The following is a 26,208-nucleotide window of genomic DNA, read 5'->3' on the forward strand; positions in this document are numbered from 1 at the left end:
GGAACGAAGCAATCTTCCCGCATGTCATCCTGAGCGTAGTCGAAGGATCTGTACGCTGTAATGCATACGAACAGATGGTTCGACTACGCTCACCATGACATGGGTAAAGATTGCTTCGTCGTACCTCCTCGCAATGACGCAGAAAGTACCTCCTCGCAATGACGGGGAAAAACCTCCTCGCAATGACGGGGGAAATACAATCATCAAACCGTTCAAATCCGTACAAACACTGTTCATTATCGAACAATATCAACCCAAAAACAAACTAACAACAATCTAAAAATCAACCACATACCCAACTGGCAAGGCAATTGTCTTAATACTAAATACTAAATACTAATTACTATATACTAAATACTACAACAATGTTGAACATAAAAACTGCTTGGAGGAGTATCCTAAAAACCAAATCACTAAGCTTAATCCACATCTTGGGTTTAGCGATTGCTTTGGGATCGGCCATTATCCTTTTCCTAACGGCCAGGTTTGAGCTTTCCTACGATTCCTTCTACAAGGATGTTGATCGCATCGGATTATTATATAGTAAGAGCCAACCCGAACGCGGGGTGGAATACAACACCTCCATGCCGGCTCCATTAGGTCCATTGCTCAAAAAAGAACTTCCGAATGTCGAAGCAGTGACCCGAATTGCCAATGGCAATGTGGTCATCCGAAATGGTAGCAAGGAAATTGAATCCTCCAATAAGTTTGTGGATGAAGAGTTTCTTTCCATCCTCAGTTTCCCCATCATCAAAGGAGACCAAAAGGCTTTGAGCGATGTTGGCAATATCGTCATTGATGAATCCATGGCTGAAAGACTATTTGGAAGCCTGGATGCCACAGGAAAACAGGTAGAAGTATACATCCAAGGCACTTGGATTCCAAAAACAATATCAGCCATCGTTGAAACTCCCCCGAATAATTCCAGTTTAAAATTTACTAGTTTGGTTCGCTTTGAGCAGAAACCCAATTACCAGGACGATAAGGATCGATGGGATAATGTCAATCACGAAGTGATAGTTAAGCTAAAGGATGGAAAAATCAATGAACAGAAATTCGCAAAGGAAATCAGATCATTGACCCAGCAATATTACAAGAGCAATATTGAAAACCTGAAAAGGGATGGTGCAACAGCCGACAAAGATGGGCAATACTTTTCTTTGCAGATCATACCGGTTGCGGATTTTCATCTGAGCAATTTAGGGATTGCCAATGGGCCATCAGCCTCCTTCCCTTGGATACTGTTAACCATTGCCGGCTTGATCGTTTTTATTGCCTGTTCGAATTTCATCAATTTATCCCTTGCCAATTCCTTATTGCGAAGCAAGGAAATCGGTACCCGAAAAACATTGGGAGGAACTATTAAACACTTGGTGGTTCAGTTATGGACCGAGGCCTTTCTATTGTGCATTATTGCTCTAGTGTTCGGCGGCCTGCTTGCTTGGGCGCTATTGCCAGAATATAATGCCAGCATGAATTACCGTTTGACTATCCTGGATATATTTTCACCCACTAACCTCTTGATATTTCTTGGTATTTTCTTAGTTATTACCTTGATTGCTGGTGGTTACCCGGCATGGAAAATAGCCAACTCCAATATCATCCATTCCTTAAAAGGCGGGTCTTCGGTAAAATCTTCTAGAATCAGGAACACCTTAACCGTTTTGCAATTTGTAATAGCTATTTTATTGATCGTTTCGACCATCGTCATCAGTTCACAATTGAACTACATCAGTAATCGGCCATTGGGTTATAATAAATCCGAAGTGATCAGTATCCCTATTGGAAGTGGAATTGACCATGAAGATGCCTTGAACAGAATGCGGGTAGCCTTAGAAAAAGAATCATGGGTGAAAGCTGTCAGTGGATCGGATGTGAATATGGGTTTGGGAAATGATGGTACTTCCAGAAGAAGTGTGTTTGGTTTCAACCAAGACAACCGGGAGATCACGACCAATTATATGCGAATAGATTACGATTACCTAAAAACACTGGATATCAAGTTATTGGCCGGAAGAGATTTTGACAGAAGTTTTGCCACGGATACCAATTCAGTCATCCTCAATAAAAAAATGGCAGAACAGATGGGTGGAATCGATAAAGTTTTAGGAACACAGATTAATTTGAATGGAAAATCCTTGGTGATCGGTGTAATCCATGATTTTAATTTTCAGGATCTACGCAAAAAAGTAGAATCTCTAACTTTATCTATCAATCCAAGTGTATTTGCCGTAGACTATATTTTTGTACGGGTTGAAACCCAGGATTTATCGGAAACACTGGCCAACGTAGAAAAAATTTGGAAAACAGTGAACCCTAAAGCAACAGTTGCTATTTCCTATCTGGATGAAAACACCCAGAATATGTATAAGGATGATCGTCGCTTCTCCGGCATTGTGATGGTAGGAACTGGTATCGCAATTGTTATCTCCTGCATGGGCTTATTTGCCTTGGCATTATTGACCATCAATCGACGAGTAAAAGAGATAGGTATCCGGAAAGTATTGGGTTCCTCGATCGCCAGTTTGATCCTATTATTATCCAAAGATTTTATTAAGCTGGTTGGGATAGCCTTTCTGATTGCAGCACCGATAGCTTTATGGATGATGAACAAATACTTGGAAATGTATGCCTTCCGAATCGGCATCCAATGGTGGATGTTTGCATTGGCCGCTTTAATAACCGTTTTTATAGCTTGGAGTACGATTGCTTGGCAAACTTTACGTGCCGCAAGAGCAAATCCTGTAGATAGTTTGCGTGATGAATAGATTGATATTTCGTAATATTTTAAAGAACGGGACTTTTACTTGGATCAATATCCTAGGTCTGTCCCTTGGTTTCTTGATCTGTTTGCTGATTTCCAGTGTTTATTTTGAGGAACAATCCTATGATAAATCTTGGACAAATTCCTCCCAATTATACCGTATTGTCACGATCGATTCTACCGCAGGTGTAGAAAATGAAAATGGTACCGCTTATGTCAATCTCGGTACCGAGCTGGAAAAATCTTTTCCGGAGATTGAGGCTGCCTCACACATGCGCCAAGGGCAGATCTACCTCAATTTACAGGGCGAGGCAGAACCTGCAATAAAAATTGAAGGTTTGGAAGCGGAGAACAATGTATTTGATCTACTGGATGTGCATATTCTTGAAGGAAGTGCCAAAAACCTAGTTGCAGGTAAGAAAAATCTGTTGATCAGTAAATCTTTTAAGGAACGCTATTTTAAAGGGGAAAATGTCATAGGAAAAACCATTTTATCTGCTGATTCCTATTCTGACAAAAAATCGGAATATGTGATCCTTGGCGTTATGGATAATATGCCTTATAATTCGGTTTTCCGAACCGAATTTATCTACCTGACTGGTAAACCTAAAATCCCATTAAATCGGGAAGGATGGGGCTTTTTTAGCCAACAGATTTTGAAATTAAAAGTGGGTACCGATGCAGATGCTTTGGCGAAAAAAGCAAGCCAGTGGTATGCTAATTTCCTTGGTCCAGAGATGGCTTCCAAAACATCGTTCAGACTTCAGCCAATAACCGCGATGTATATGGAACCTATCGATGGAACGAACATCAGTGGGAATAAAAAAGCAAGCCAAATATTGATGGCTGTTGCAGCGCTGGTACTTTTGATTTCCTGCATCAATTATATCAATATTTTTGCTGCAAAAACCTTAAAAAGGGTCAAACAGATCAACCTACATAAAATATTGGGGGCAAAGCGAAGCAGCTTGATAGTAAATCTATTAAAGGAAACTATTATGCTATTTTTCATCGCTGCATGTATTTCGCTGTTGTTCTATTTTCTTTCCCTCCCGGTATTGGAAAAATTCTTAGGGTATGAATTAGCTTATGTTAGAGCGCAATTAATTCCTATGCTTGCCCTGTACTTTCCCACTATTTTGTTGCTGAGTGTGCTTGTCGGCATATATCCCGCGTTTATCATCTCTAGGGTGAATACCGCAGAGGCCTTACGAAATAAAATCAGTAAATCGCAGGTGATTGATGTATGGGTCAAGAAATCATTGATCATTACTCAATTTTCCATTTCATTGATCGTAATCATTGGCTTGATTACGATCAAATCTCAACTGAAATTGGTTCAGGAAAAATCTTTGGGAATCAATGTCGACCATGTCATGGGTATAGGTCATTTTGGCGTTGGAGAGAAAAGTGCTGCTGTAAAGAACGAATTGGCAAATTTACCTGGCATAGAAACGGTTAGTGTATCAGGCTGGACACCAAGTAACGGGTCAGGAAATTTTTCAAAATTCATCCCAGACCCCGACAATGCGGAGCATAAAATTCAGGTAAACTATATTAATGGCGATGTGGATCTGGGTAAGCTTTTGAATATGGAGCTTTTGAAAGGTAGGTTTTTAAATGAGTCGGACTATGTGGAAATAGCAGACCCAGATGCTGTGGAAGGGGAAGAAACTGATGGAATTAAGAAGGTATTGCTGACAGAAAGTACTGCCATGAAATTGAATATTAGCGAATTGGGGCAGATACATCGTGATTTGAAGGTTATACCTGTTGGGATAGTAAAAGATTTTCATAGTGAGTCTTTCCATAAGAAAATAGGATTTACGGTAATTAGTGCACATCAATTAACTTCCTATGCAGGGATATTACTCAAGGTAAAACCTGGGCAGGAAAGGTTGGCCATGCAAGGGGTACAGAAAGTGATGGATCAGTTCTATCCTGGAAGGTATTTAAACTATAATTGGGTGGATGAGCTGTATGAAAAAACGTATGTGAAGGAAAGTAAACAGGCCCAGTTGTTTTTGTTGTTTGCAGGAATGGCGCTTTTTATTTCTGCTTTGGGTGTTTCTGGCTTAATATTGCAAAGCGTAGAACAACGGACAAAAGAGATTGGGATAAGGAAGGTGCTTGGGGCTTCGATTATGAGTATTTCCAACTTGTTTAATAGGGATTATGTGCTGATTATATTTTTGGCGGTTTTGATTGCAAGTCCGATAGCATGGTATTTTTCGAATAAATGGCTGGAGGATTTTGCCTATAGGATAGAGATTTCGTGGTGGTTTTTCGGCTTGGCGGCATTGTTGGTTTTTGTGGTTACTTTAGTTACGGTGAATTTACAGACGATAAAGGCTGGGTTGCAAAACCCCGTGAAGACTTTGAGGGATTTATAGGTGGTATTGGAAGGGTGTGGCGTTGTGTAGGGTGTATTGGAAGGGTTTGAGAGGTTGAGTGGGGTTCGTCATTGCGAGGAGGCACGACGAAGCAATCTTTCGTTTTTGTCATGCTGAGCGAAGTCGAAGTATCTGAACGTTTACCACCAACCGTACAGATCCTTCGACGATGCTCAGGATGACAGGGTTAGTTAGATTGCTTCGTACCTCGCAATGACGCGAAAGTACCAATGATGCAAGAGGAACAAAAACCACAATACAAAAAATTAACATTAAAATTTTAAATTTAAACATGATAAGATTAGAACATATTTTCAAATGGTACAGTGTAGCAGGCACCAAATCCTTCATCCTAAAGGACATCAACCTCACCATCCAAGAAGGTGATTTCATTTCCATCATGGGGCCATCAGGTTCTGGAAAATCCACCTTACTCAATGTCATCGGGATGTTGGATGGACCTAATGAAGGAAAATACTTCTTCATGGATGAAGATGTTTTAACCATGAAACCGAAGAAACGGACCCAACTGTTCCAGTCCCATATGGGTTATGTTTTCCAATCCTATCACCTGATCGATGAACTAACAGTCTATGAAAACATCGAAACCCCATTGATCTATAAAAACATCTCCTCTTCTGAACGAAAAAGTATCGTCAGCGATCTGTTGGATCGATTCAATATCGTAGGTAAAAAAGACCTATTCCCCGCCCAATTATCTGGGGGCCAACAACAGATCGTTGGTATAGCCCGGGCATTAGCAGGATCCCCCAATTTATTGCTGGCCGATGAACCGACCGGAAACCTCAATTCAAAACAAGGAGAAGAGATCATGGAATTATTTAAACAATTAAATGATGATGGTGTCACCATCATTCAGGTTACCCACTCCGAAAAGAATGCCGAATATGGCAAAAGAATTATCCATATGTTGGATGGGCAGCTGAAATAATTTTTGAGTTGTGCCTTTATTTTTGTAATTTTCAATGTGAACGAAAAAGAAATAAAGGCACTAATTTATCTCTTGGACGATCCGGACACGGATATTTTCCGAGAAATCGAACACAAACTTATCACCTGTGGTCCCGAAGTTATTCCGCTCTTGGAAAGCTCTTGGGAGTCCTCATTTGATCCCCTCTCTCAGAGCAGAATCGAAAACATTGTTCATAAGATTCAATTTGATCAGGTCAAGAACGACCTACAGCTCTGGAAATTAAATAATGCAGAAGATCTTCTTGAAGGATTGTTGATCATCAATAGATATCAATATCCGAACCTGAATGATGAACAGGTGTATGTGCAATTGGCCGAGTTACGCCGGAATGCCTGGTATCATCTGATGTACGATATGAGCCCGGTAGAAAAGGTGAAATTATTGAACAATATCATTTTTAGGGAATTTGGCCTATCAGGAAATACCACAAATTACCACGATCCTCAGAATTCCTTTATCCATAAAGTCTTGGAGAGCAAAAAGGGGAATCCGATCAGCCTTGCCTGTATCTATGCTTTGGTAGCACAAAAATTGGATATCCCTATTTTTGGGGTAAACCTTCCGAAGCACTTTGTTCTGGCCTATGCAGATGGAGATAATCAGGATAAGGTACTCTTCTATATCAATGTATTCAACCGCGGTCAGATTATGCGGGAGGAGGATATATTTGCTTTCCTAAGGCAGCTGAATCTCCCCTTATCGGATGAATACACCTTGCCCTGTGATAACCTAGCGATTATCCGCAGAGTGCTTCGCAACCTGATTGCTGCGTATGACCATGTGGACAATGCCGAGAAAAAACTAGAAGTGGAATTGATGCTGCAATTAATTTCGAGCGTCGAGGGATAAACTCACTGGATTCAATCCTGCTCTAGAAAATTGGGATTCAGGTGCTACATCCCCATCCGCTGATTTCAGAAATCGATACACTAAAGAAGATCCCGGATCTGCCACATAAAAATATTTACTATCCTTTCTAAAGTCCAGGTCCACATCCGATGGTCTAATTAATTTTGTATTTGCTCCAGTGATGATTCTGGAAGGAGTAATCGTCTCTGAACCCTCCAGCAAGGAAGTAAAATTATCAAATATCAAGATCCTACCTGCCCCAGCTACCGAATTGTTATCCGGATAATCGGCTACTGCCATCATGTTGTTGACCGTATCGATCGAAATCCCCTGGATATTGGAAGTACCTACAATTTTCAAGCTTTTGGAAGGGCTTAAGTTCGGGATCAATGGTTCTCTACGTGGAACAAGATTATCAAAAATATCCAATCCACCATCCTTTCCTGTACGGCTAAGGATTAATTTTGAATTCACAATGGTGGCATCCCAGGCATTCAACTGATCAGCCAGTTCGATGGTCTGTGCAGGAATCACGACCTGGTTTATCCCACGTGGTCTATCAAAAACATACACATAGGAACTTCCTTCATTCACCTGAACAGTATATAATCGATCCAAATGAGGATGGAAAACCAACCCTCTTGGCTTCATCAGCAATTTGCTCATTATTTTACGATTATTTGCTGGTGCACCGGTCTCTCCAATGGTCGCGGTATGGATAATGGTATCCACAGCAGAAATATTCAAGGACGCATGGAATACCGTTCTCGCGGCCGGGTGGAAATAAATGGTAGACCCACCTGATGATGGGGTAAGGTAAAAGGATGTTGTCCTTGCATCTCCGAAATTGGTAGAATCGGCATTGGAAACAATCGCCATGTTATTGATCGGTGTCCCTTGTACATTCGGGTTCCAATTGGAATAGGAAATATACAACCTAGAAATGGACGTACTTTTAGCGGGTTCATCATCATCCATTTCACAGGAAGTAATCAATCCAAAACCTAACAAAATAAATAAAGCGTAAAGTAATCTTTGTTTCATCGGGAACCTATTATATTACAAATGTATAAAAATATCCCTTTCAGCAATCCTTGGCGCATGTGAAGAAGTGTTAATTTGATTAAATACTTGGTTTTTTGTACTATTGCAGAATAGTTTTGTCACATGGAGAAGAAAGAATTTGTAAGGGAGAAGCTAACGCTTCCGAATGAAGGCAAGAAATTATTGCTTCACTCCTGCTGTGCACCATGTTCTGGCGAGGTAATGGAAGCATTGATTGATTCGAAAATAGACTTCACTATCTATTTCTATAATCCGAACATCCACCCAAGAAAAGAATATGACCTTCGGAAAGAGGAGAACATCCGCTTTGCAGAAAAACACAACATTCCATTCATAGATGCAGATTATGATGTGGACCATTGGTTTGAACTCGCCAAAGGAATGGAAAATGAACCTGAAAAAGGCATTCGTTGCACCATGTGCTTTGACATGCGTTTTGAGAAAACGGCAGAATATGCGGCAGCCCATGGCTTTGACGTCATCTCTTCTTCCTTGGGTATCTCCCGTTGGAAAAACATGGACCAGATCAATGATTGCGGTGTTAGAGCGGCTTCCAGGTATCCGGATATGGATTACTGGACTTTCAACTGGCGTAAGAAAGGCGGCTCAGAAAGAATGCTGGAAATCAGCAAAAGAGAGCGTTTCTATATGCAGGAATATTGCGGTTGTGCTTATTCTTTGCGGGACACTAACAAATGGCGTATGGCCAACGATCGTCCAAAAATTGAACTTGGTAAAAATTATTACGAATAGCCTGTAGGATTTTTTAAAATAAATTTCATTTATGTTTAATTAATCGTTACTTTTGCAGGCTCAAATGCAAGATTGTGAAGTATCTAAAACAGTATAGAATACCTTTCTCAGGACTTTCGACAGGTAAACACAGCTTTGACTTTGAAATTGATGAGAAGTTCTTTGAATGTTACGAACATTCCCTAGTGAAAAAAGGCGACCTGAAAGTAGTGGTCGACTTGCAGAAACAGGAGAATATGTTGATTGCAAATTTTGATATCCAAGGAAGTATTGAACTGACTTGTGATGTTTGCTTATCCACATTCGACTCCCCTGTTCACATCAAGGAACGTGCATTGGTCAAATTCAGTGAAGAAGATTGGAACGATGATACCGAAGAGGTCATCATGCTTTCCAAAAGTGATTACGAATTGGATATTGCGCCGTTGTTATATGAATATATCAATGTCGCGGTTCCACCATACACGAAATGTTCGGAACAAGGTATTGGCGTTTCCTGCGACCCAGAAATGTTGAGCAGGATCGAAAACGAAAATAACGAGGATGATTCATCAGGTGGAGATAATGAAAACATTGACCCACGTTGGGAAGCATTGAAAAAAATTAAAAATAACTAAAATTAAAATACGAAATGGCACATCCAAAACGTAAAATTTCTAAATCTAGAAGAGACAAGAGAAGAACGCATTATAAAGCAGAAGCTCCAGGGTTGACAGTTTGTAAAGAAACTGGCGCAGTTCACAGACCACACCACGCTTATACAGTAGACGGTAATTTATACTATAACGGTAAATTAATCGTTGAGACTACTGCTGCTGTCTAAAGACATCTTTCTAAGTAAACATCCCAAAAAAGTGTAATATTTTTATATTATTCACTTTCACTTGGGATGTTTTTTGCGTATTATTGAATATTATAAATAATAACGAATGAAGATTGGATTAGACGTGTTGGGGGGAGATTTCGCACCTGATTCGAACATAAAAGGCGCAATTGATGCGCAGAAAGTATTGGAAGAATCACAGCGAATTGTCCTGTTCGGAGATGAAGAGGCCTGTAGAAAAGCGATTGAAGCGGCCGGTTCTGACCCCTCCAAATTTGACTACGTTCATGCACCTGAAGGGATTAGTATGCATGAACACCCTACTAAAGCGATCACACAAAAGCCAAATTCCTCCATTGCAAAGGGATTTGAACTTCTTAAAAACGGAGAGATCGACTCGTTCTCTTCGGCAGGTAACACAGGAGCTATGTTGGTCGGATCGATGTTCAGCGTCAAGACTGTACCAGGGGTACTGCGACCTGCCATTGCAACCAATGTTCCGAAGTTGAAAAGCGGTTTTGGAATCCTACTGGATGTTGGAGCCAATGCCGACTGTAAACCTGAAATGTTAAACCAATTTGCCATCCTTGGAAGCCTTTATGCCGAACATGTGTATGGTATTTCTTCTCCAAAAGTGGGACTACTCAATATTGGAGAAGAGGAAGAAAAAGGAAATAACCTAACTATTGCCTCATACGCTCTTCTTAAAGAAAACAACAACATTAATTTTATCGGAAATGCGGAAGGACGTGATCTTTTCAGCGACCATGCAGATGTATTTGTCTGTGATGGCTACACCGGTAATGTGGTGTTGAAACTGGCAGAGTCTTTCTATGTGGTAACCCTGAAAAAAGGGTTTAAGGATGAATTTTTCGATAGGTTTAACTATGAACGTTATGGGGGCAGCCCGATTTTGGGGGTAAATGCACCTGTAATCATTGGCCATGGAATTTCAACTCCGGAAGCCATTAAGAATATGGTTTTATTGTCTAGAGATATGATTGCATCCAACTTTGTGGATAGGATCAAATCTGCCTTTAATTAAGAAATATGTCAAAAATTCATGCAGCTATTACAGCTGTTAATGGTTATGTTCCTGATTATATCCTAACGAACAAAGAGTTGGAAACCATGGTGGATACCAACGACGAGTGGATCGTTACACGTACAGGTATCAGCGAAAGAAGGATCTTAAAAGACGAAGGAAAAGCAACATCAGACCTTGCCGTTCCAGCAGTAAAAGGATTATTGGAAAAAAGAGGAATCTCTGCTGAAGAAATTGAATTGATCATCTTCTGTACAAGTACTCCAGATATGTTGTTTCCAGCAACTGCCAATATCCTTGCCGATAAAATCGGCGCCAAAAACGCTTGGGGATACGATCTACAAGCCGCTTGTTCTGGATTTTTATTCGGATTAACTACCGGAGCTCAGTTCATTGAGTCGGGCAAGCACAAAAAAGTATTGGTTGTAGGTGGCGATAAAATGTCAGCTGTAGTCAATTATAAAGATAGAAATACCTGTATCCTTTTTGGAGACGGTTGTGGAGCAGTTTTGCTGGAACCAAACGAAGAAGGAAATGGTGTAATCGATTCTATCTTAAAAACAGATGGATCTGGTGGACAATACCTGAACATCAAAGGTGGAGGTTCTATGTACCCTGCCTCACATGAATCAGTGGATGCAGGCTTACATTATGCTTACCAAGAAGGAAGAACAGTGTTCAAATTTGCGGTTACCAATATGGCGGAAGTTGCTGCGGAAGTGATGGAAAGAAACAACTTGACCTCAGAAGATGTGGCCTGGTTGGTTCCTCACCAAGCGAACAAACGCATTATTGATGCCACAGCAGAACGCGCTGGACTACCTGAGGAAAAGGTGATGGTGAACATCCAAAAATATGGAAATACAACCAGTGGAACTATTCCTTTATGTCTATGGGAATGGGAAAACAAGCTGAAAAAAGGCGATAATTTGATATTAGCGGCTTTTGGAGGTGGATTTACCTGGGGCTCTATTTATTTGAAATGGGCATACTAATACAATAGATTTTATTACCTTTATAGCTAATCATTTTTACAATAATTAAACAAAACCTGCTAGCATATGAGTATGGATATCAAACAAATTCAGGATCTGATTAAGTTCGTTTCAAAATCAGGTGTGAATGAAGTATCAATCGAAGAAAAAGATTTCAAAATTACAATAAAAACAAATCAGGAGCCTACTTATGTAACTGCAACTGTTCCTGCCGCAGCACCTGCTGTTGCAGCACCACAAGCTGCTCCTGCACCTGTTGCTGCTGCACCGGCTGCTCCAGCTGCTGATGACAGCTCAAAATACATTACTGTGAAATCTCCTATCATCGGTACATTCTACCGTTCTCCAGGTCCAGACAAAGCTGTTTTTGTGAATGTTGGCGATGAAATCGCTCCTGGAAAAGTATTGTGTATTGTTGAAGCGATGAAATTATTCAACGAAATCGAGTCGGAAGTATCGGGTAAGATTGTGAAGATCTTAGTAAATGATGCGCAACCAGTTGAATACGATCAACCTTTATTCTTAGTAGATCCTAGCTAGAAATATGTTCAAAAAAATATTAATTGCCAATAGAGGGGAAATTGCGCTTCGTATCATCCGTACCTGTAAAGAGATGGGGATTCAGAGCGTGGCTGTATATTCTACAGCCGATCGCGACAGCTTGCACGTTCGTTTTGCGGACGAGGCAGTTTGTATCGGCCCTCCAGCAAGTAAAGATTCTTATTTAAATATTCCAAATATTATTGCTGCAGCGGAATTGACCAATGCAGATGCAATCCACCCAGGATATGGTTTCCTATCGGAGAACGCGAAATTCTCGGCAATCTGTGCAGAATATGGCATCAAGTTTATTGGTGCAACTGCGGAACAGATTGAACGCATGGGCGATAAGGCTTCGGCCAAAGAAACCATGAAGAATGCAGGAGTACCTACTATCCCTGGTTCTGATGGTTTGGTTCCTGATGTTAAATCGGGGATCAAAATTGCCAATGAGATCGGATATCCTATCATCTTGAAAGCTACTGCCGGTGGTGGTGGCCGTGGTATGCGTATTGTTTGGAAAGATGAAGAATTTGAACCTGCTTGGGATTCTGCCCGTCAAGAGGCAGGTGCTGCATTCGGAAACGACGGCATCTACCTGGAGAAATTTGTAGAAGACCCTCGCCATATTGAAATCCAGGTAATCGGAGATCAATATGGAACAGTATGTCACCTTTCAGAGCGTGACTGTTCCATCCAAAGACGTCACCAGAAATTGGTTGAGGAAGCTCCTTCCCCATTCATTACATCTGAGCTTCGTGCGAAGATGGGTGAAGCAGCCATCAAAGGTGCGCAAGCGGTAAAATATGAAGGTGCAGGAACCATCGAGTTCTTGGTTGACAAACACCGTAACTTCTATTTTATGGAGATGAACACCCGTATCCAGGTAGAACACCCGGTTACAGAGGAAGTGATCAACTTCGATTTGATCAAAGAACAGATCAAAGTGGCAGCAGGCATTCCTATCTCAGGAAAAAGTTATGAGCCAACCATGCATGCGATCGAATGTCGTATCAATGCAGAGGATCCGTTCAACAACTTCCGTCCATCACCAGGAAAGATCACCAATTTCCATTCTCCAGGAGGACATGGGGTTCGTGTTGATACGCATGTTTATTCGGGCTATTCGATTCCACCAAACTACGATTCCATGATTGCGAAATTGATCTGTGTGGCTCAAACACGTGAGGAAGCAATCAATACAATGTCTCGTGCATTAAGCGAATTCGTGATCGAAGGTGTGAAGACAACCATCCCATTACACTTGCGTTTAATGAATGATCCGAACTTTAGAGCGGGTAATTTTACCACCAAATTCATGGAAACTTTCGATCTTACGGAGTATCCTGATGAGGAAAGTGTATAAAATTTACTTTACAAATACAAAAGATGCCATTCTTCTGCAGAAGAATGGTATTTTTGTTTATTACGACTTAAATTACGCGTAAAAAAATTACATGTCAAAGAATATCAAACTTATACAGGCGATCAAGGATAAAGGAAAGAATATTGAGGCAGAAATGTCTTTCTTCGACCACCTTGAAGTTCTGAGATGGCATATCATCCGATCGGTAATTGCTATTTCCATATTTGCGATAATTTCCTTTTCTTATTTCGAACAACTATTTGATACCATCATTATGGGGCCTAAAAAACCAGAATTTTGGACGTATCAAATGATGTGCAAAGTGGGCGATGCCCTAAACCTGGAAGGGTTCTGCGTTAAGAATTTAAATTTCAATTTAATTTCCACAGAGGTTGGATCCCAATTTATGCTTACTATTAACGGATCTTTATTAATTGCTTTGTTCTTGGGATTTCCTTATCTTCTATTTGAAGTTTGGTTATTTATAAAACCAGCATTGACCAAAATTGAAAGAAAATCAGCACAAGGGTTCGTATTTTATGCCACCATATTATTTTTCTTAGGTGCATTGTTTGGATATTTCATTGTAGTACCCTTATCCATCAATTTCTTAGCAAACTATACCCTAAGTCCTGAGATCCATAACAACTTTACAACGGATAACTGGTTATCGACCATTGCAACCCTGACCTTAGGTTGTGGAATTATCTTCCTATTACCTATCCTGATATTCATCTTATCAAAGATTGGTATTATGACCCCAGAGTTCATGCGTGCTAGCCGTCGATATGCTATTTTAATCATTTTAACTATCGCAGCAATCATTACGCCTACGGCAGATATCCTGACCTTACTGACTGTGAGTGCTCCAATGTTCATTCTGTATGAGGTGAGTATCATGGTTTCCGCAAATGTGAAGAAGCGAAAAGAACAAGAAGAAAAAGAGTTTTACAATTCATAAATTATAGAAATCCATAACTTATAGATTATGTCTAAAAAAATAGCAATTGGCAGTGATCATGCCGGTGTAGATTACAAAGCAGCCTTGATTCCATTTTTGGAAGAATTGGGATATACTGTTCAAGATTTTGGTCCGAGTACTGCAGATTCAGTAGACTATCCAGATTTTGCTCATCCTGTGGCAAGCAGTGTAGAGACCAAAGAGAACGATTTGGGTATCTTAATTTGTGGAAGTGCAAACGGAGTTGCCATTACGGCGAACAAACATCAGGGAATCCGTGCAGCAATCTGCTGGTTGGAAGAAATCTCTGCATTGGCTCGTCAGCATAACGATGCTAATATTGTATGTATCCCAGCTCGTTTTATCGATCTAGATCTAGCAAAACGTATTGTTCGTACATTCGTGACCACTGACTTTGAAGGTGGCCGCCACGCTAACCGCGTAAATAAGATTTCCTGTTCATAACCAATATAAAACCATATGAAAAAGTTCTTTTTTGTATCCTTGTTGATCCCTACGCTGTTCAGCTGTTCGGTCAATCAACATACCCTTCAAAAGAAGTATGCAGACCTTTTAACCGAAGAATCTGCAAAGTCACATCTTACCATTCTTGCTTCGAAAGAATTTGCCGGTCGTGGAACTGGGCAAGAAGGTGGTAAAAAGACCGTAGAATACATCGCCAAGGTATTCCAGGAACTAGGTTTAAAACCAGCTGTAAATGGTTCTTATTATCAGCCTGTGAACCTTGTTAAATCTTCATATGTGGTGGAGCAGTTCAACCTGAACAACCAAACCTTGGTCAATGCCAAAGATTTTTATGTAACAGGATCCAATGCTTTCAGAAACTTCAATGCTTCAGAGATTGTATTCGTTGGATATGGAATTAATACGCCATCTTATAGTGACTATGCTGGACAGAATCTAGCTGGTAAAGTAGTTTTGGTCATCAACGAAGGCGAACCTATGGATGCCTCCGGAAACTCATTGATCACTGGAACTTCCACCTTATCGGATTGGTCGACCAGTCGTTCTAAAAGACTTCAAGAAGTCATGAAACAAAACCCAGCCTTGATCTTGTCCGCTAACTCTCAAGCAGCGGAAATGATCAAACGTTTTGGATCAAGAATGACCAGCGGAAGTTACAGGTTGAAATCATCAGATAAAGAAACTACAAATAACAGCACCGCAGCTCCAGTAGTAAATATTACAGAAGCAACTGCTAACCAGATATTGGCTGCAAACAATACATCGATTAGTAAATTCAAGCAAACTGTTAGCTCGACAAAAAAACCTAATTCTTCGGTCCTGAAAGCATCCTTGAATGCGAGCATGGGTTCTAAAAAAGAAGATCTATTCGATCCAAATGTACTAGGTGTTATCGAGGGAACTGACCTTAAGGATGAAGTATTGATCATCTCCGGTCACTATGATCATGATGGTGTATTGCCAGATGGCACTTTCTTTCCAGGAGCTGATGATAATGGTTCTGGAACGGTAGGTGTGATGGAGGTTGCGAAAGCTTTTGCAGCTGCAAAAAAAGCAGGTAGAGGTCCTCGTAGAACCATCTTGTTCATGGCTTTTGCAGCGGAAGAAAAAGGCCTTCTTGGATCCGATTTCTATTCCCAGAACCCAGTTTTCCCATTAGCAAATACGGTAGCCTGTTTGAATATGGACATGATCGGCCGTATCGACAATAAACATTTGGAAGGAAACCATAATTATATCCATGCCATCGGATCAGAAATGTTGAGCTCCGAATTGAAAGCGATCAATGAGAAAGCAAACCAGGATTTCACACAGATGGAATTGGATTATATGTACGATGATCCAAAGGATCCTATGCGCATCTATTACCGTTCAGACCAATACAATTTGGCTAAACACAATATTCCAGTGATTTTCTATTTCTCCGGATTACATCCAGATTACCATACGCCGAACGATACGGTAGATAAAATCAACTTCCCTATGATGGCAAAACGCGAGAAATTAGTGTTCCATACGGCATGGGAAATCGCTAACCGCGATAAAAAATTAGTGGTTGATAAAACCCCTCCTCCTGCTAGCGGAAGATAAAATATAAGATAATTTAGCCTTAAAGGCTTTTTGAGCTGTCCTGGAATGAAAATCTCCAGGACAGCTTTTTTTTAAATAATTCTTGGAAATTAAAAATCCTAGCTTATATTTGTAGTGTACTAACATACTAATACACTAAAACAATAAGCCTATGTTAACCGTCAATTCGGTATCCTATGGGTATACCAAAAAAAGAAAAATAATAAAAAATATCTCTTTAAATCTCCAACCTGGAACTATCTACGGATTATTGGGGTTGAACGGAGAAGGAAAAACCACCCTGATCAAATTGATGGAAGGTCTTCTTCTCCCCAAAGAAGGTGATATTAAATTCAGAGGGATAAATAGCAAGGAACGTTCAGGGAAATACTTCGACCAGGTATTTTATTTGGGAGACACGACCAATCTGCCTTATTTGTATGTCCATGATTTCGGTAGGATGTACGGTAATTTTTACAGCAATTTTAATTATACCGAATTTGAAAACTATTTACAGGAATTTCAAATTGATCCTAATAGTCACCTAAGCAGTCTCTCCTTAGGTCAAGGTAAAAAAGTACATCTGGCATTTGGATTAGCCTGTAATACGGCCGTTCTGTTGATGGATGAACCGACCAATGGATTAGATATCCCATCCAAAACTATATTCAGAAGGCTATTGGCCAATAGCCTCACTCCTGAAAAAACAGTGGTCATTGCCAGCCATCAAATCCGAGATATCGATCAGCTGCTCGATCACCTCTTGATCCTTCATCATGGTGAATTAATTTTAGATAAAAGCCTATCCGACATCAACGATCAATATGCCATTACTTCAGAAATCACTCCTGGAGATGAGATTATCTTTCAAACTGAAGAGGTTATCGGAAATAAATACCTGATTGTCAATAGGACGGAGGCAACCTCCAACATGGACATTGAATTTTTATTCAATGCATTTATTAATACTTCAAAAACTACAGTGAAATGAAAGCAGCTTTAAATTACGCCTTACTCATCTTCAAAGGGAACAAATCCATCTTAACCTCAATTATACTGGTTGCTTTGATTGGCTTTGGCATATTATTCTATTTTAGCAACCACAATACCTTAAGTATACTATCAGAAAAAAATGGTTTTGATACTGCAAAGAATTATATTACTGCGGTACAGCTTGCAGAGCGGACCTATTTTAATAGTGCGCCTTTTCTAGCTGTTCTTTTACCCTTCCTTAATCTTATTATTCTTCAAAAAAACATCTACAATCCGGTTGAATTTACTCTTCCATTAAAAACTATAGACAGATTTTTTGGAATTGTGATCTTTTGTAGCTTCGTTTTCTTACTCAATTTGATTTTGATTTTGCTCTGCAATTTTGTTGTTCAGCTTTATTTACAATTCAATTACCTGGATTTAGCAAAGGAAGGCTATGATAAATTAGGTTATCTGTACACAGAAATCCCAGATAATAGTATTCTATATAATGCCAATATAAACTTAGATGTATTAAAATATAGCTTTATTTTCTTCCTATTTCTACCCATTTATCTGGTAAGTATCCTATATTTCCGAAAATATAGCAGGATAAAATCCACCTTTATCATCATTGCTTATATTTTCTTTTCAGACCTCGCAATGGATAAATTATGGTCAGGAGCACATTCACAATACATCAATAATGAAACCTATGTAAAAGCTTATCCGTTTGTATTGGGAAGTATTGCAGCCATCTTCGCATACATAAGCTTTTACTATCTTCTAAAAGAAAAGGAGGTACACTGATGAAATTCTCCAATGAAAAACCCATATATATTCAAATAATTGATTTGGTGATGGAAAAAATCCTAAAGGATGAATGGAAATTGGACGAAAAGATCCCTTCTGTACGCGAATTGGGAGCTTTGATCGAAGTGAATCCGAACACGGTTATGAGATCATATGATAAACTCCAACAAGATGAAATCATCTATAATAAAAGAGGTTTAGGGTTCTTTGTTTCCTTGGATGCGAAAGATAGGATTCTACACGCTAGGCGATCAAATTTCCTTCTACATGAAGCCCCAAACTTTTTTCAAATGGCAAAACTGTTAGGCATCAGTAGAGAAGAATTAATCCAACTATATAACGATAATTAAGCAATCATGAAAAATACCAATATATTTATCCTCATAACACTATTAATTTTATGTTCAGGATTTTTTCTACTAGCACCCTTGAGTGGTTTACTCCGTATTGATCCTATCCTCTCTTCCAAAGACTTGAAGGCAGATCCGGTTACCAAAGATCCTATATCCAAATTCATGCTCCATTTTAGCCATGATGTAACCGCAGACCCTATTTCACTTGATGATATTGATGATATCGTGATAAATGGCAACGGCGACAAGGATTTGGTGTTATTGGAAATTAACGAAGATGATGAAAAGGCACGATTAGAATGTATGTCTCCCTATTATTTAATGGAGGTTGATCATCAAATAAAAAACAGGCAATTAATCCTGAATTTACAAGGCAGTAAGATCAAGAAGATAGTAATTAGCCTCTCTGCACAAAAAATAAAATCACTCCTATTAAATAATCTTAATGGTCAGGTGGAATACAGCAGTAGAGATACAGTAACGACCTCCATTGAAAGTTTCACCATATCGAAAAATTCAACTATTGCATTTCATGAATATTATAGAGATCCCATAAAAATTGTATCCACGTTAAATGTGAATCTCAAAGACGAATCAAAGCTAAGCTTCCAAGGATATAATATCCATCGATTGAATGCAAACATCGAAAATTCATTGATTGATGTATCCAATGTCAGTAAAATAGATAGTTTAGATGCCCAATTATCAGGACTCAGCCATATCAGGGGATTAAAAAAGAGCAAGGTGGTCAATCAGATCGGATTAGGTGGAAACTTAGATTACTATAATAAGCATTAATATTTAAATCTCAAGTGACATGATAGCTCATATTATTATCAAACTCCTTAAAATTATCATACTATTTCTTTTTGGTCTAAGTATCTCCCACGCCCAAATCATAAATGGTAATTTTGAAAGTTTTAATTCTGACGGAAAACCACAAGGATGGTATTTGAATAATCAAGATACTTTAAATAATATCCTAAGAATTACCACTTCCGATAAACATCAAGGTAAACACAGCCTACATTTTAACAAAAAGGAAGTAAAAGCCAAGTTAATGGCTTCCAATATTTTTTCGATTGAAATCAGTAAATTAACAAAGCTTCAAGTTTCCTCTAAAATAAAAACGGATAGCAAGCAGCTAGTGGCTAATTTTTTTATTCAGTTTTTTGATGAAAATAAAAAAAGAATTGGAGGAGAGGGAAGCCGAATAGTTGTTGATCCTTCCAAATCAGGTGAATGGCAAGATGTTAACTTCTCCATTTTGGTTCAACCAGAGGTCAAATCTATGATTCTTTTTGTTAATATGGGTGGACTTGGAAATCTATTTATAGATGAAGTAAAAACAGATTGGATTAATACTCCACCTGCTAAGGAAATCCTTGAATTTAGTGAAGAAATCAAATCAAAGATCCAACAAATGAGCATTGTTAATGATAGCTTAATTTGGAAAGATATCATCGCCCAAACACCTGCAGCATTAGCTGGTTTAACACTAGAAAATGGCGCACAACAAGTTGTAAATTTCTATTTAAATCATTTGAGAAAGGCAAAGGATTTTCATAGCAAATACTATAGTCCGGAAGCATATATTGCATATACCAGCAAACCCATAGAAGAAAATAAAACTAGGTCTCCTCTTGAATTACCCTCAGGAAAAATGCTCGATGAAAGAATTGCCTATGTCAATGTGCCTCGATTTGGGTCTACCTTTCCTGAAAGTCAGCAAGCATTTGCCGACCACCTAAATGATCTTGTTCTGTCCCTACAACAACAAAATCCAAAGGGATGGGTCATTGATTTAAGAACCAATTCGGGCGGAAATATGCATCCTATGATTGCTGGTCTAAATGCGCTTATTGCAGATGGAAATATTATAACATTTAAAACAAATCAAGGGGAGCAACCACTCTATTCATCAGCTGGAAAATTTGGAAGAATAACATTAAAAATTATGCCTAAAAGATTTAAGGTAAATAAAATTGCTGTTCTTACCAGTATTAAAACAGCAAGTAGTGGGGAGATGACCGCTATTTCTTTTATAGGTATGCCAAATGTAAAGTTGATTGGTGAAAACACAGCAGGACTAACAACAGCTAATCAGTTCTTTCCACTATCTAATGGTGGAGCGCTTAATTTAGCAAGTGCGGTAGTAAAAGACAGATTGGGAAAGGTCTATAAAGGGCAAATCATTCCCGATATATTAACAAAATCCCAAGATCCTCAAGAAACCTTAAACCAAGCAATAAAATGGATCCTAGAATAATTTAAGTTAGCAAAAAAAGAGCTATATGAACCAATGCCCACAGAAACGGTCAAATTTCTGTGGGCATCGGAAGTTCCTTTATTCAGGATTATCCGCAGTTGATTCCCTGGCCAAGGTCACCTCATCCGGTGCACTTTCCAAGAATTTATCCAACGCAAACAACGATTCATCGGTCGCACGATCTCCACCTGCAATCTTCAGTTTATCGATCAACTGAAGTGCTAATTTCTCTTCTTCAATCTGCTCCTTCACAAACCACTGTGCAAAATTCCATGTCGCCCAATCCTTTTCATCCATTGATTGGTTCACCAGGTTATAAATAGCATTGGTATTATCTATTTCATGTTGAAGCACCATATTGAAGCATTCCGTCATGCTCTTTGGCATTGTCTTAGGCGCCTCAACAGCCTCCACCTTCGGAGTCCCTCCTCTTTCCAATATGTACATCATGATCTTGATCATGTGATTACGTTCTTCTTGTGCATGGCGGAACAAAAAATTAGAAACACCACCATATCCTTGTGTATCCGCCCAGATTCCTAATGCCAAGTAAATCTGTGAAGCCTGATTCTCCTTCGTCATCTGTTTGATTAGCGACGATTCCATCGCCTTTGAAAGTCTATTCGTATTCATCTTATTTCTTTTTATTAATCAACACTTGGCAACGCACATTGTTTTGGGATAATCATCTTTGCTTTCCCGATTTCAGGTCGTACATTTGGGTAGAGGGAGGATAAACAAAACCCCTCTTCCACTTGTTCTATTTTTAAATCAAATTATAAAATGGCGTTTTTAGACTATTATAAAGTACTCGGTTTAGATAAATCGGCGAGCCAGGATGACATCAAAAAAGCTTACCGCAAGCTGGCAAGAAAATTCCACCCCGATCTAAATCCAAACGATGAAGATGCAAAAAAAAGATTCCAGGAGATCAATGAAGCCAATGAAGTATTGACCGATCCTGAGAAGCGAAAGAAATACGATCAATACGGTGAAAATTGGAAGCATGGCGAAGAATATGAAAAAGCCCAGCAACAGTACCGTCAGCAACAAGGAGCACGACAGGGTGCAGGGGGAAATCCTTTTGAAGGTTTTGACTTCAACTATTCCGGAAATTATGATACCGGCGAATATTCCGACTTTTTTGAAGAATTATTCGGTTCCCGCTTTTCCGGAGGTCGGAGTTCGGGCAGAAGAGGAAGCTACAGGGGACAAGATTATGAGACATCTTTGGAATTAACCCTCCTTCAGGCGTCCCAATCCCACAAGCAAACCTTTACCGTAAATGGAAAGAACATCCGTATCACTATTCCTGCAGGAGTGGAAGATGGCCAAAAGATCAGATTGAAAGGTCAGGGTGCAGAAGGTGTAAACGGCGGACCGAAAGGCGATCTATATATCACGTTCCATATTAAACCAGATCCGAGATTCCAGCGCAAAGGGAATGACCTCTATACCCATATCGACATCGACCTACCTACTGCCCTTTTGGGAGGAGATAGCTTAGTCGAAACACTTAGCGGAAAAATCAACGTGAAGATCAAACCCGAAACACAGAACGGCAGCAAGATCAGATTGAAGGGAAAAGGATTCCCGATCTATAAAAAGGAAGATGAACATGGCGATCTCTATGCAGAAATCCACGTGAAACTTCCCAAAAATTTAACAGAGGAACAAAAGAAAATTGTTCAACAATTAGCAGATTCAATGAAGTAGACTATGGAAAAGACATTATTTAAGGTAATCGATATCTGCCGATCCAACAATATCGAACAGGATTTTATCCAGGAACTTCATAACAATGGATTGATAGAGATTATTTACCAAGAAGAACAGGAATATATAGAAGAGGAACAGATCATTGTTTTGGAAAGATTTTCCACATGGCATTATGAACTGGAGATCAATGTACAGGGAATAGAGGTGGTGCAAAACCTGATCGACCGCATCGAATCCCTACAGCAGGAAATCCGGGAGATCAAATCAGGGAGAAAATAAGTTAGCCAAATCGGAAAGTTACAATGCAAATCGTAAAGGAAGTGCGTATTTTACTGCCACTTTTTCATTATTATGCACACCTGGCTTCCATTTGCTTTTTTTCGCAATTTCCTTTAATACACGTTTGTATTCCTCCCCCATACCGTAACCCATGTCCTTTACAATTTCGATATCGGTCAGTTCTCCAGTTTTAGAGATAACGAAAGTAGCCAACAAGGTGCCACTTGTCTTTGCTTTAATGGCTTCTTGAGTAGGTACAAAGAGACTGGCCACTTGATGGCGAAAAGCGTTCAAGCCAAATTCTGCTTCAGGAACTTGGTCTATTTTGTCCACCTTCCGAGAAAGTTCTGGTGCTTTATCTTGTGCATAAGCGCTTGTACCTATCAAAGTCACCAATAAGAAGGTCAGATACTTTAATTTGTCCATAATGTTCCTAATTAGTAGATATGGTAAATGGAATATTGTATCGAATGGATTTTGGTTGACCATCAACTGTTCCTGGCTTCCAGAGATATTTCTTCGAAGAACTCCTTATTACACGCCTTAATTCTTCGCCTGTTCCATGGCCTAAATGTTGAACTATTTTAACATCAGTTAGTTTTCCCTCCTTTGTGATCACAAATGAACAGATTACAGCGCCCTTTACACCATTGGTAATAGCTGAAGCAGGCAATCGATAATTGTTCAAAATCATTTTCCTAAAATTGGTCATTCCTTTTAATGGTTCTGCAGCAACAACACCCTCTCTTCCAAAATTCTCCAATGAGGTGCTATCATATACCGTATCCTGTTCAGCGGTTTGTGTTGGTAATACCTCCTGAGAAAACGATAAATTCACGAAAAGAAGTTGACTTACAACAAAAAGTGCAAAACTGGAAAGAATAATTGGTAACCTCATAATAATTGATTTTCACTTGGTTTTGTAAAAATACAAATAAAGTTAAATATTAATCAACATTCTTAGATTAAACTATATTCTTGGGCTTTAAAAATTAATGGGAAATTGTATCCCTTTTCTGAAACGCTAAGTTCTTATCCAGGTATTCGAGAAAATAGGTGCCTGGTTCCAATTTTAAACTTATTTCTGCAGGATCACCATGTTGCAGCAGTTGAAAATAAGCAATGACTTGATCATCATTTATCTTTTCAAATACCTTTAGGAAAAGCTGTTTCTCTTTTTTCAAAAGCTCCAATGGAATAGTTGCTTTTATCGCAGTAGATCGGCTATCGGAAATCCCTTGGCTACGCCAGGCCATTTTATAGTCCTTTTCTTTGTTTAGAGCAAAACCATTAATCTTTGCCAAGTAATCAAATAACGCCAAAGGGTTTTTTCTGTCTTCCGCATGGCTTACATAACCTAAAAAACTCAAAGGATCTTTATTCGGAACTTCTATGTACACTTCCCGAATCTTAAACTTTTCGTGAGCGATATCTCTTTGATAGTAGGTTACGCCTTGATATTCCTGCTTTTCAAACTGCTTTAAGTTTTTTAGAGCCCGACGATGCTGAACAGCGATCATATTATAAAATGGATGAATCTCGGGCACCACACTAAATAAAATACGGTTCCCTCTTTTCAAGAGATTGGCCTTATTCAACAATTCCTCATCTGTGGGATAAAGTGATTGGAGGCGTAATCCTGATTGTCCCTGCTCCCGATGTTTAAAATTATAATATAACCAAACATTGATTTCTTCCTTAGGGTTGAAATAGCGGTCGATATCACTAAAGAAATGCCCTTCTTTAATAAACCTTGGCCCAGAACAGGAAACAAAGAGGATGAAAAAAAGGATGTAAAGAAACCTTAATTTCATTATTGAATAGAAAGATCCATTCTGACAGGAAATGAAAATTTTACTGGTACATTCTCATTTTTTGCCTTAGCAGGAATCCAAGTTTGCGTATTTTCTAAGGCTTTGAGAACTGCTTGATCTAAATCCGGTGATAACGATTTGTCCACTTTGATATCAGTCAAATTGCCATTAACATCAATTACAAAGGAAATTTGTACCGTTCCTTTCAATCCAGCATCTATGGCGCTTTGTGGAAAAACAATTTTTTCCTGTACTTCTTTTCTAAAAGCCATTAGTCCACCAGGATATTCCGCAGGTGAATCCACTTGATCAAAAGCCACCACTTTTTTATTTTGAGGCTTTATGGTGTCTAAAGCAGCTTTTTCTTGTGCCTGATTGATAGATCCTGTTTCTATTGGAGTAGATGATTCCTTATTGGATTCCTGCTCAGTTAGTACTTGTGCATTTGCAACCAATTTGGTTGACCCAACTTCATTTGCCTCAACTTCATTCCTTCCAACCTGGCTTGATTCCATCACGGTTTTTTCCAATAAGGGCTGAATAACTTCTTCTTGATCTAATGTCTTAAAGCCTTGTGTTAAACCCATTAGTAACGCTAAAATCGGTAATACACTGAAATAGATCATTATTCTGTTTTTCTTCGTTTTTTCTTTAAATAACATGGTAATTCTTTCTTTTAGTAATGATTTATTGGAAAACTCATAACTCAACGCATACTGATTCGTGTTCAAGGCATAAGCCAACAAAAGCTCCGCGTATTTTACTTTGGAATCGCCAAAATTGCTATCCACCAAATATTCATGTAGCAGTTTCATCTCCTTCCGGAATAGGTAAACAACCGGGTTGAACCAATTGAGGATACAGATGATATCCATTAGCATGAGGTCATAGGAATGACCCTGTTTAACATGGATTTCTTCATGTTTGTTCATCAAACTGTTATCCTTTACCTTTTCGCCCATACTGATGGTTCCAAAAAAGGAGAAACTCTCATTTTCTGCTGGATTGGCGATTCGTCGGTTGACTAGAAAAAATTGGTAGACCAACCTTCCTATGCCTAATACGATGCCTAAGCCGTAGATGATCATAGCAATCTGTGAAATGCTCCATTCCTGCTTTTCTTCCTGCAAAGGTGATGCTGCAGGTTCTACATTTTCTATTCCGGCCTGGATAATTAGTTCCGGTATTTGGATGACCATTGCCTGAGGAACCTCATAGGAAATATATAATCCAATGGGCATCAGCATGGAAGAAATCAATCCCAATAGGATATAGAATCTATTCCATTTCAAAAAGGTCAACCTTTTTAAACCGTATCTATATAATAGATAAAATAATACCAGGGAAATATTGACAAGCAAAATATAGTTCATGGCAATCAAATAA

At 39.1% G+C, this 26,208-nt stretch carries 27 protein-coding genes; 21 read left to right on the forward strand and 6 right to left on the reverse strand.

Annotated features, from left to right (window positions below; all coding sequences use genetic code 11):
* Positions 1 to 365: 365 nt before the first annotated feature.
* From CRJ00_RS05610 to CRJ00_RS05625, 4 genes are all read left to right on the forward strand, one after another.
* On the forward strand, positions 366 to 2,768 hold the full coding sequence (locus CRJ00_RS05610) for an ABC transporter permease (protein ID WP_099365896.1): 2,403 nt from the start codon (positions 366 to 368) through the stop codon (positions 2,766 to 2,768).
* Positions 2,761 to 5,157 carry an FtsX-like permease family protein gene (locus CRJ00_RS05615; protein ID WP_099365897.1) on the forward strand — a complete coding sequence of 799 codons (2,397 nt, stop codon included), beginning with the start codon at positions 2,761 to 2,763 and terminating at the stop codon, positions 5,155 to 5,157. The genes CRJ00_RS05610 and CRJ00_RS05615 overlap by 8 nt, the downstream gene beginning before the upstream one ends.
* 292 nt (positions 5,158 to 5,449) lie before the next feature.
* Positions 5,450 to 6,109 (forward strand): ABC transporter ATP-binding protein, encoded by a 660-nt coding sequence (locus CRJ00_RS05620; protein WP_099365898.1) that lies wholly within the window; start codon positions 5,450 to 5,452, stop codon positions 6,107 to 6,109.
* A 36-nt stretch (positions 6,110 to 6,145) separates the two neighbouring features.
* Positions 6,146 to 7,000: a transglutaminase-like domain-containing protein gene (locus tag CRJ00_RS05625; RefSeq protein ID WP_099365899.1), complete on the forward strand. Its 855-nt coding sequence runs from the start codon at positions 6,146 to 6,148 to the stop codon at positions 6,998 to 7,000.
* Here the strand turns inward: CRJ00_RS05625 and CRJ00_RS05630 are convergent.
* Entirely contained in the window at positions 6,977 to 8,044 is a 1,068-nt protein-coding gene (locus tag CRJ00_RS05630) for a hypothetical protein (protein WP_099365900.1), read from the reverse strand. The two genes, CRJ00_RS05625 and CRJ00_RS05630, sit on opposite strands and share 24 nt — an antisense overlap.
* Positions 8,045 to 8,167: 123 nt before the next feature.
* On the opposite strand from CRJ00_RS05630, the gene CRJ00_RS05635 reads away from it, so the two are divergent.
* The 15 genes from CRJ00_RS05635 to CRJ00_RS05705 all read left to right on the forward strand — a co-directional run bounded on the left by CRJ00_RS05635 (position 8,168) and on the right by CRJ00_RS05705 (position 21,010).
* Entirely contained in the window at positions 8,168 to 8,818 is a 651-nt protein-coding gene (locus tag CRJ00_RS05635) for an epoxyqueuosine reductase QueH (RefSeq protein ID WP_099365901.1), read from the forward strand.
* A 74-nt stretch (positions 8,819 to 8,892) separates the two neighbouring features.
* Positions 8,893 to 9,435 (forward strand): YceD family protein, encoded by a 543-nt coding sequence (locus CRJ00_RS05640; protein WP_099365902.1) that lies wholly within the window; start codon positions 8,893 to 8,895, stop codon positions 9,433 to 9,435.
* Positions 9,436 to 9,449: 14 nt separating this feature from the next.
* On the forward strand, positions 9,450 to 9,641 hold the full coding sequence (gene rpmF, locus CRJ00_RS05645; protein ID WP_099365903.1) for a 50S ribosomal protein L32: 192 nt from the start codon (positions 9,450 to 9,452) through the stop codon (positions 9,639 to 9,641).
* Between the two features lie 106 nt (positions 9,642 to 9,747).
* A complete protein-coding gene (plsX, locus tag CRJ00_RS05650; protein WP_099365904.1) occupies positions 9,748 to 10,686 on the forward strand; it encodes a phosphate acyltransferase PlsX in 939 nt (312 codons plus the stop codon).
* 5 nt (positions 10,687 to 10,691) lie between these two features.
* The gene (locus tag CRJ00_RS05655) at positions 10,692 to 11,681 is read left to right on the forward strand and encodes a beta-ketoacyl-ACP synthase III (RefSeq protein WP_099365905.1); all 990 of its coding nucleotides are present in this window, start codon (positions 10,692 to 10,694) and stop codon (positions 11,679 to 11,681) included.
* Between the two features lie 66 nt (positions 11,682 to 11,747).
* Entirely contained in the window at positions 11,748 to 12,221 is a 474-nt protein-coding gene (accB, locus tag CRJ00_RS05660) for an acetyl-CoA carboxylase biotin carboxyl carrier protein (protein WP_099365906.1), read from the forward strand.
* A gap of 4 nt (positions 12,222 to 12,225) precedes the next feature.
* Complete coding sequence (accC, locus tag CRJ00_RS05665; protein ID WP_099365907.1) at positions 12,226 to 13,587, forward strand: acetyl-CoA carboxylase biotin carboxylase subunit; 1,362 nt, start codon at positions 12,226 to 12,228, stop codon at positions 13,585 to 13,587.
* Between the two features lie 91 nt (positions 13,588 to 13,678).
* Positions 13,679 to 14,548, forward strand: a complete 870-nt coding sequence (gene tatC / locus CRJ00_RS05670) for a twin-arginine translocase subunit TatC (RefSeq protein WP_099365908.1) — start codon at positions 13,679 to 13,681, stop codon at positions 14,546 to 14,548.
* 27 nt (positions 14,549 to 14,575) lie between these two features.
* Entirely contained in the window at positions 14,576 to 15,013 is a 438-nt protein-coding gene (gene rpiB, locus CRJ00_RS05675; RefSeq protein ID WP_099365909.1) for a ribose 5-phosphate isomerase B, read from the forward strand.
* A gap of 15 nt (positions 15,014 to 15,028) precedes the next feature.
* Positions 15,029 to 16,624 (forward strand): M28 family peptidase, encoded by a 1,596-nt coding sequence (locus CRJ00_RS05680; protein ID WP_099365910.1) that lies wholly within the window; start codon positions 15,029 to 15,031, stop codon positions 16,622 to 16,624.
* Between the two features lie 151 nt (positions 16,625 to 16,775).
* Positions 16,776 to 17,594 (forward strand): ATP-binding cassette domain-containing protein, encoded by an 819-nt coding sequence (locus CRJ00_RS05685; protein WP_099365911.1) that lies wholly within the window; start codon positions 16,776 to 16,778, stop codon positions 17,592 to 17,594.
* Positions 17,591 to 18,385: a hypothetical protein gene (locus tag CRJ00_RS05690; RefSeq protein WP_099365912.1), complete on the forward strand. Its 795-nt coding sequence runs from the start codon at positions 17,591 to 17,593 to the stop codon at positions 18,383 to 18,385. The genes CRJ00_RS05685 and CRJ00_RS05690 overlap by 4 nt, the downstream gene beginning before the upstream one ends.
* A complete protein-coding gene (locus CRJ00_RS05695; RefSeq protein ID WP_099365913.1) occupies positions 18,385 to 18,738 on the forward strand; it encodes a GntR family transcriptional regulator in 354 nt (117 codons plus the stop codon). The genes CRJ00_RS05690 and CRJ00_RS05695 overlap by 1 nt, the downstream gene beginning before the upstream one ends.
* Positions 18,739 to 18,816: 78 nt before the next feature.
* Positions 18,817 to 19,539, forward strand: a complete 723-nt coding sequence (locus CRJ00_RS05700) for a hypothetical protein (protein ID WP_099365914.1) — start codon at positions 18,817 to 18,819, stop codon at positions 19,537 to 19,539.
* A 19-nt stretch (positions 19,540 to 19,558) separates the two neighbouring features.
* Positions 19,559 to 21,010 carry a S41 family peptidase gene (locus CRJ00_RS05705; protein WP_099365915.1) on the forward strand — a complete coding sequence of 484 codons (1,452 nt, stop codon included), beginning with the start codon at positions 19,559 to 19,561 and terminating at the stop codon, positions 21,008 to 21,010.
* 78 nt (positions 21,011 to 21,088) lie between these two features.
* On the opposite strand, the gene CRJ00_RS05710 is transcribed toward CRJ00_RS05705, so the two are convergent.
* Positions 21,089 to 21,643 (reverse strand): ferritin, encoded by a 555-nt coding sequence (locus CRJ00_RS05710; protein ID WP_099365916.1) that lies wholly within the window; start codon positions 21,641 to 21,643, stop codon positions 21,089 to 21,091.
* Between the two features lie 150 nt (positions 21,644 to 21,793).
* Here CRJ00_RS05710 and CRJ00_RS05715 point away from each other — a divergent pair, with 150 nt between their 5' ends.
* Both CRJ00_RS05715 and CRJ00_RS05720 read left to right on the forward strand, forming a co-directional pair.
* A complete protein-coding gene (locus CRJ00_RS05715; RefSeq protein ID WP_099365917.1) occupies positions 21,794 to 22,726 on the forward strand; it encodes a DnaJ C-terminal domain-containing protein in 933 nt (310 codons plus the stop codon).
* A 3-nt stretch (positions 22,727 to 22,729) separates the two neighbouring features.
* Entirely contained in the window at positions 22,730 to 23,008 is a 279-nt protein-coding gene (locus CRJ00_RS05720) for a chaperone modulator CbpM (protein WP_099365918.1), read from the forward strand.
* 18 nt (positions 23,009 to 23,026) lie between these two features.
* Here CRJ00_RS05720 and CRJ00_RS05725 read toward each other — a convergent pair whose 3' ends face one another.
* The 4 genes from CRJ00_RS05725 to CRJ00_RS05740 all read right to left on the reverse strand — a co-directional run bounded on the left by CRJ00_RS05725 (position 23,027) and on the right by CRJ00_RS05740 (position 26,195).
* A complete protein-coding gene (locus CRJ00_RS05725; protein WP_180268424.1) occupies positions 23,027 to 23,434 on the reverse strand; it encodes an energy transducer TonB in 408 nt (135 codons plus the stop codon).
* Between the two features lie 7 nt (positions 23,435 to 23,441).
* On the reverse strand, positions 23,442 to 23,906 hold the full coding sequence (locus CRJ00_RS05730) for an energy transducer TonB (protein WP_099365920.1): 465 nt from the start codon (positions 23,904 to 23,906) through the stop codon (positions 23,442 to 23,444).
* 94 nt (positions 23,907 to 24,000) lie between these two features.
* On the reverse strand, positions 24,001 to 24,822 hold the full coding sequence (locus tag CRJ00_RS05735; RefSeq protein ID WP_099365921.1) for a hypothetical protein: 822 nt from the start codon (positions 24,820 to 24,822) through the stop codon (positions 24,001 to 24,003).
* Entirely contained in the window at positions 24,822 to 26,195 is a 1,374-nt protein-coding gene (locus CRJ00_RS05740; protein ID WP_099365922.1) for a M56 family metallopeptidase, read from the reverse strand. Before CRJ00_RS05740 ends, CRJ00_RS05735 begins: the two co-directional genes overlap by 1 nt.
* Between the last annotated feature and the right edge of the window lie 13 nt (positions 26,196 to 26,208).

The organism is Sphingobacterium sp. 1.A.4, assembly GCF_002734245.1.
GTDB lineage: Bacteria > Bacteroidota > Bacteroidia > Sphingobacteriales > Sphingobacteriaceae > Sphingobacterium > Sphingobacterium tenebrionis.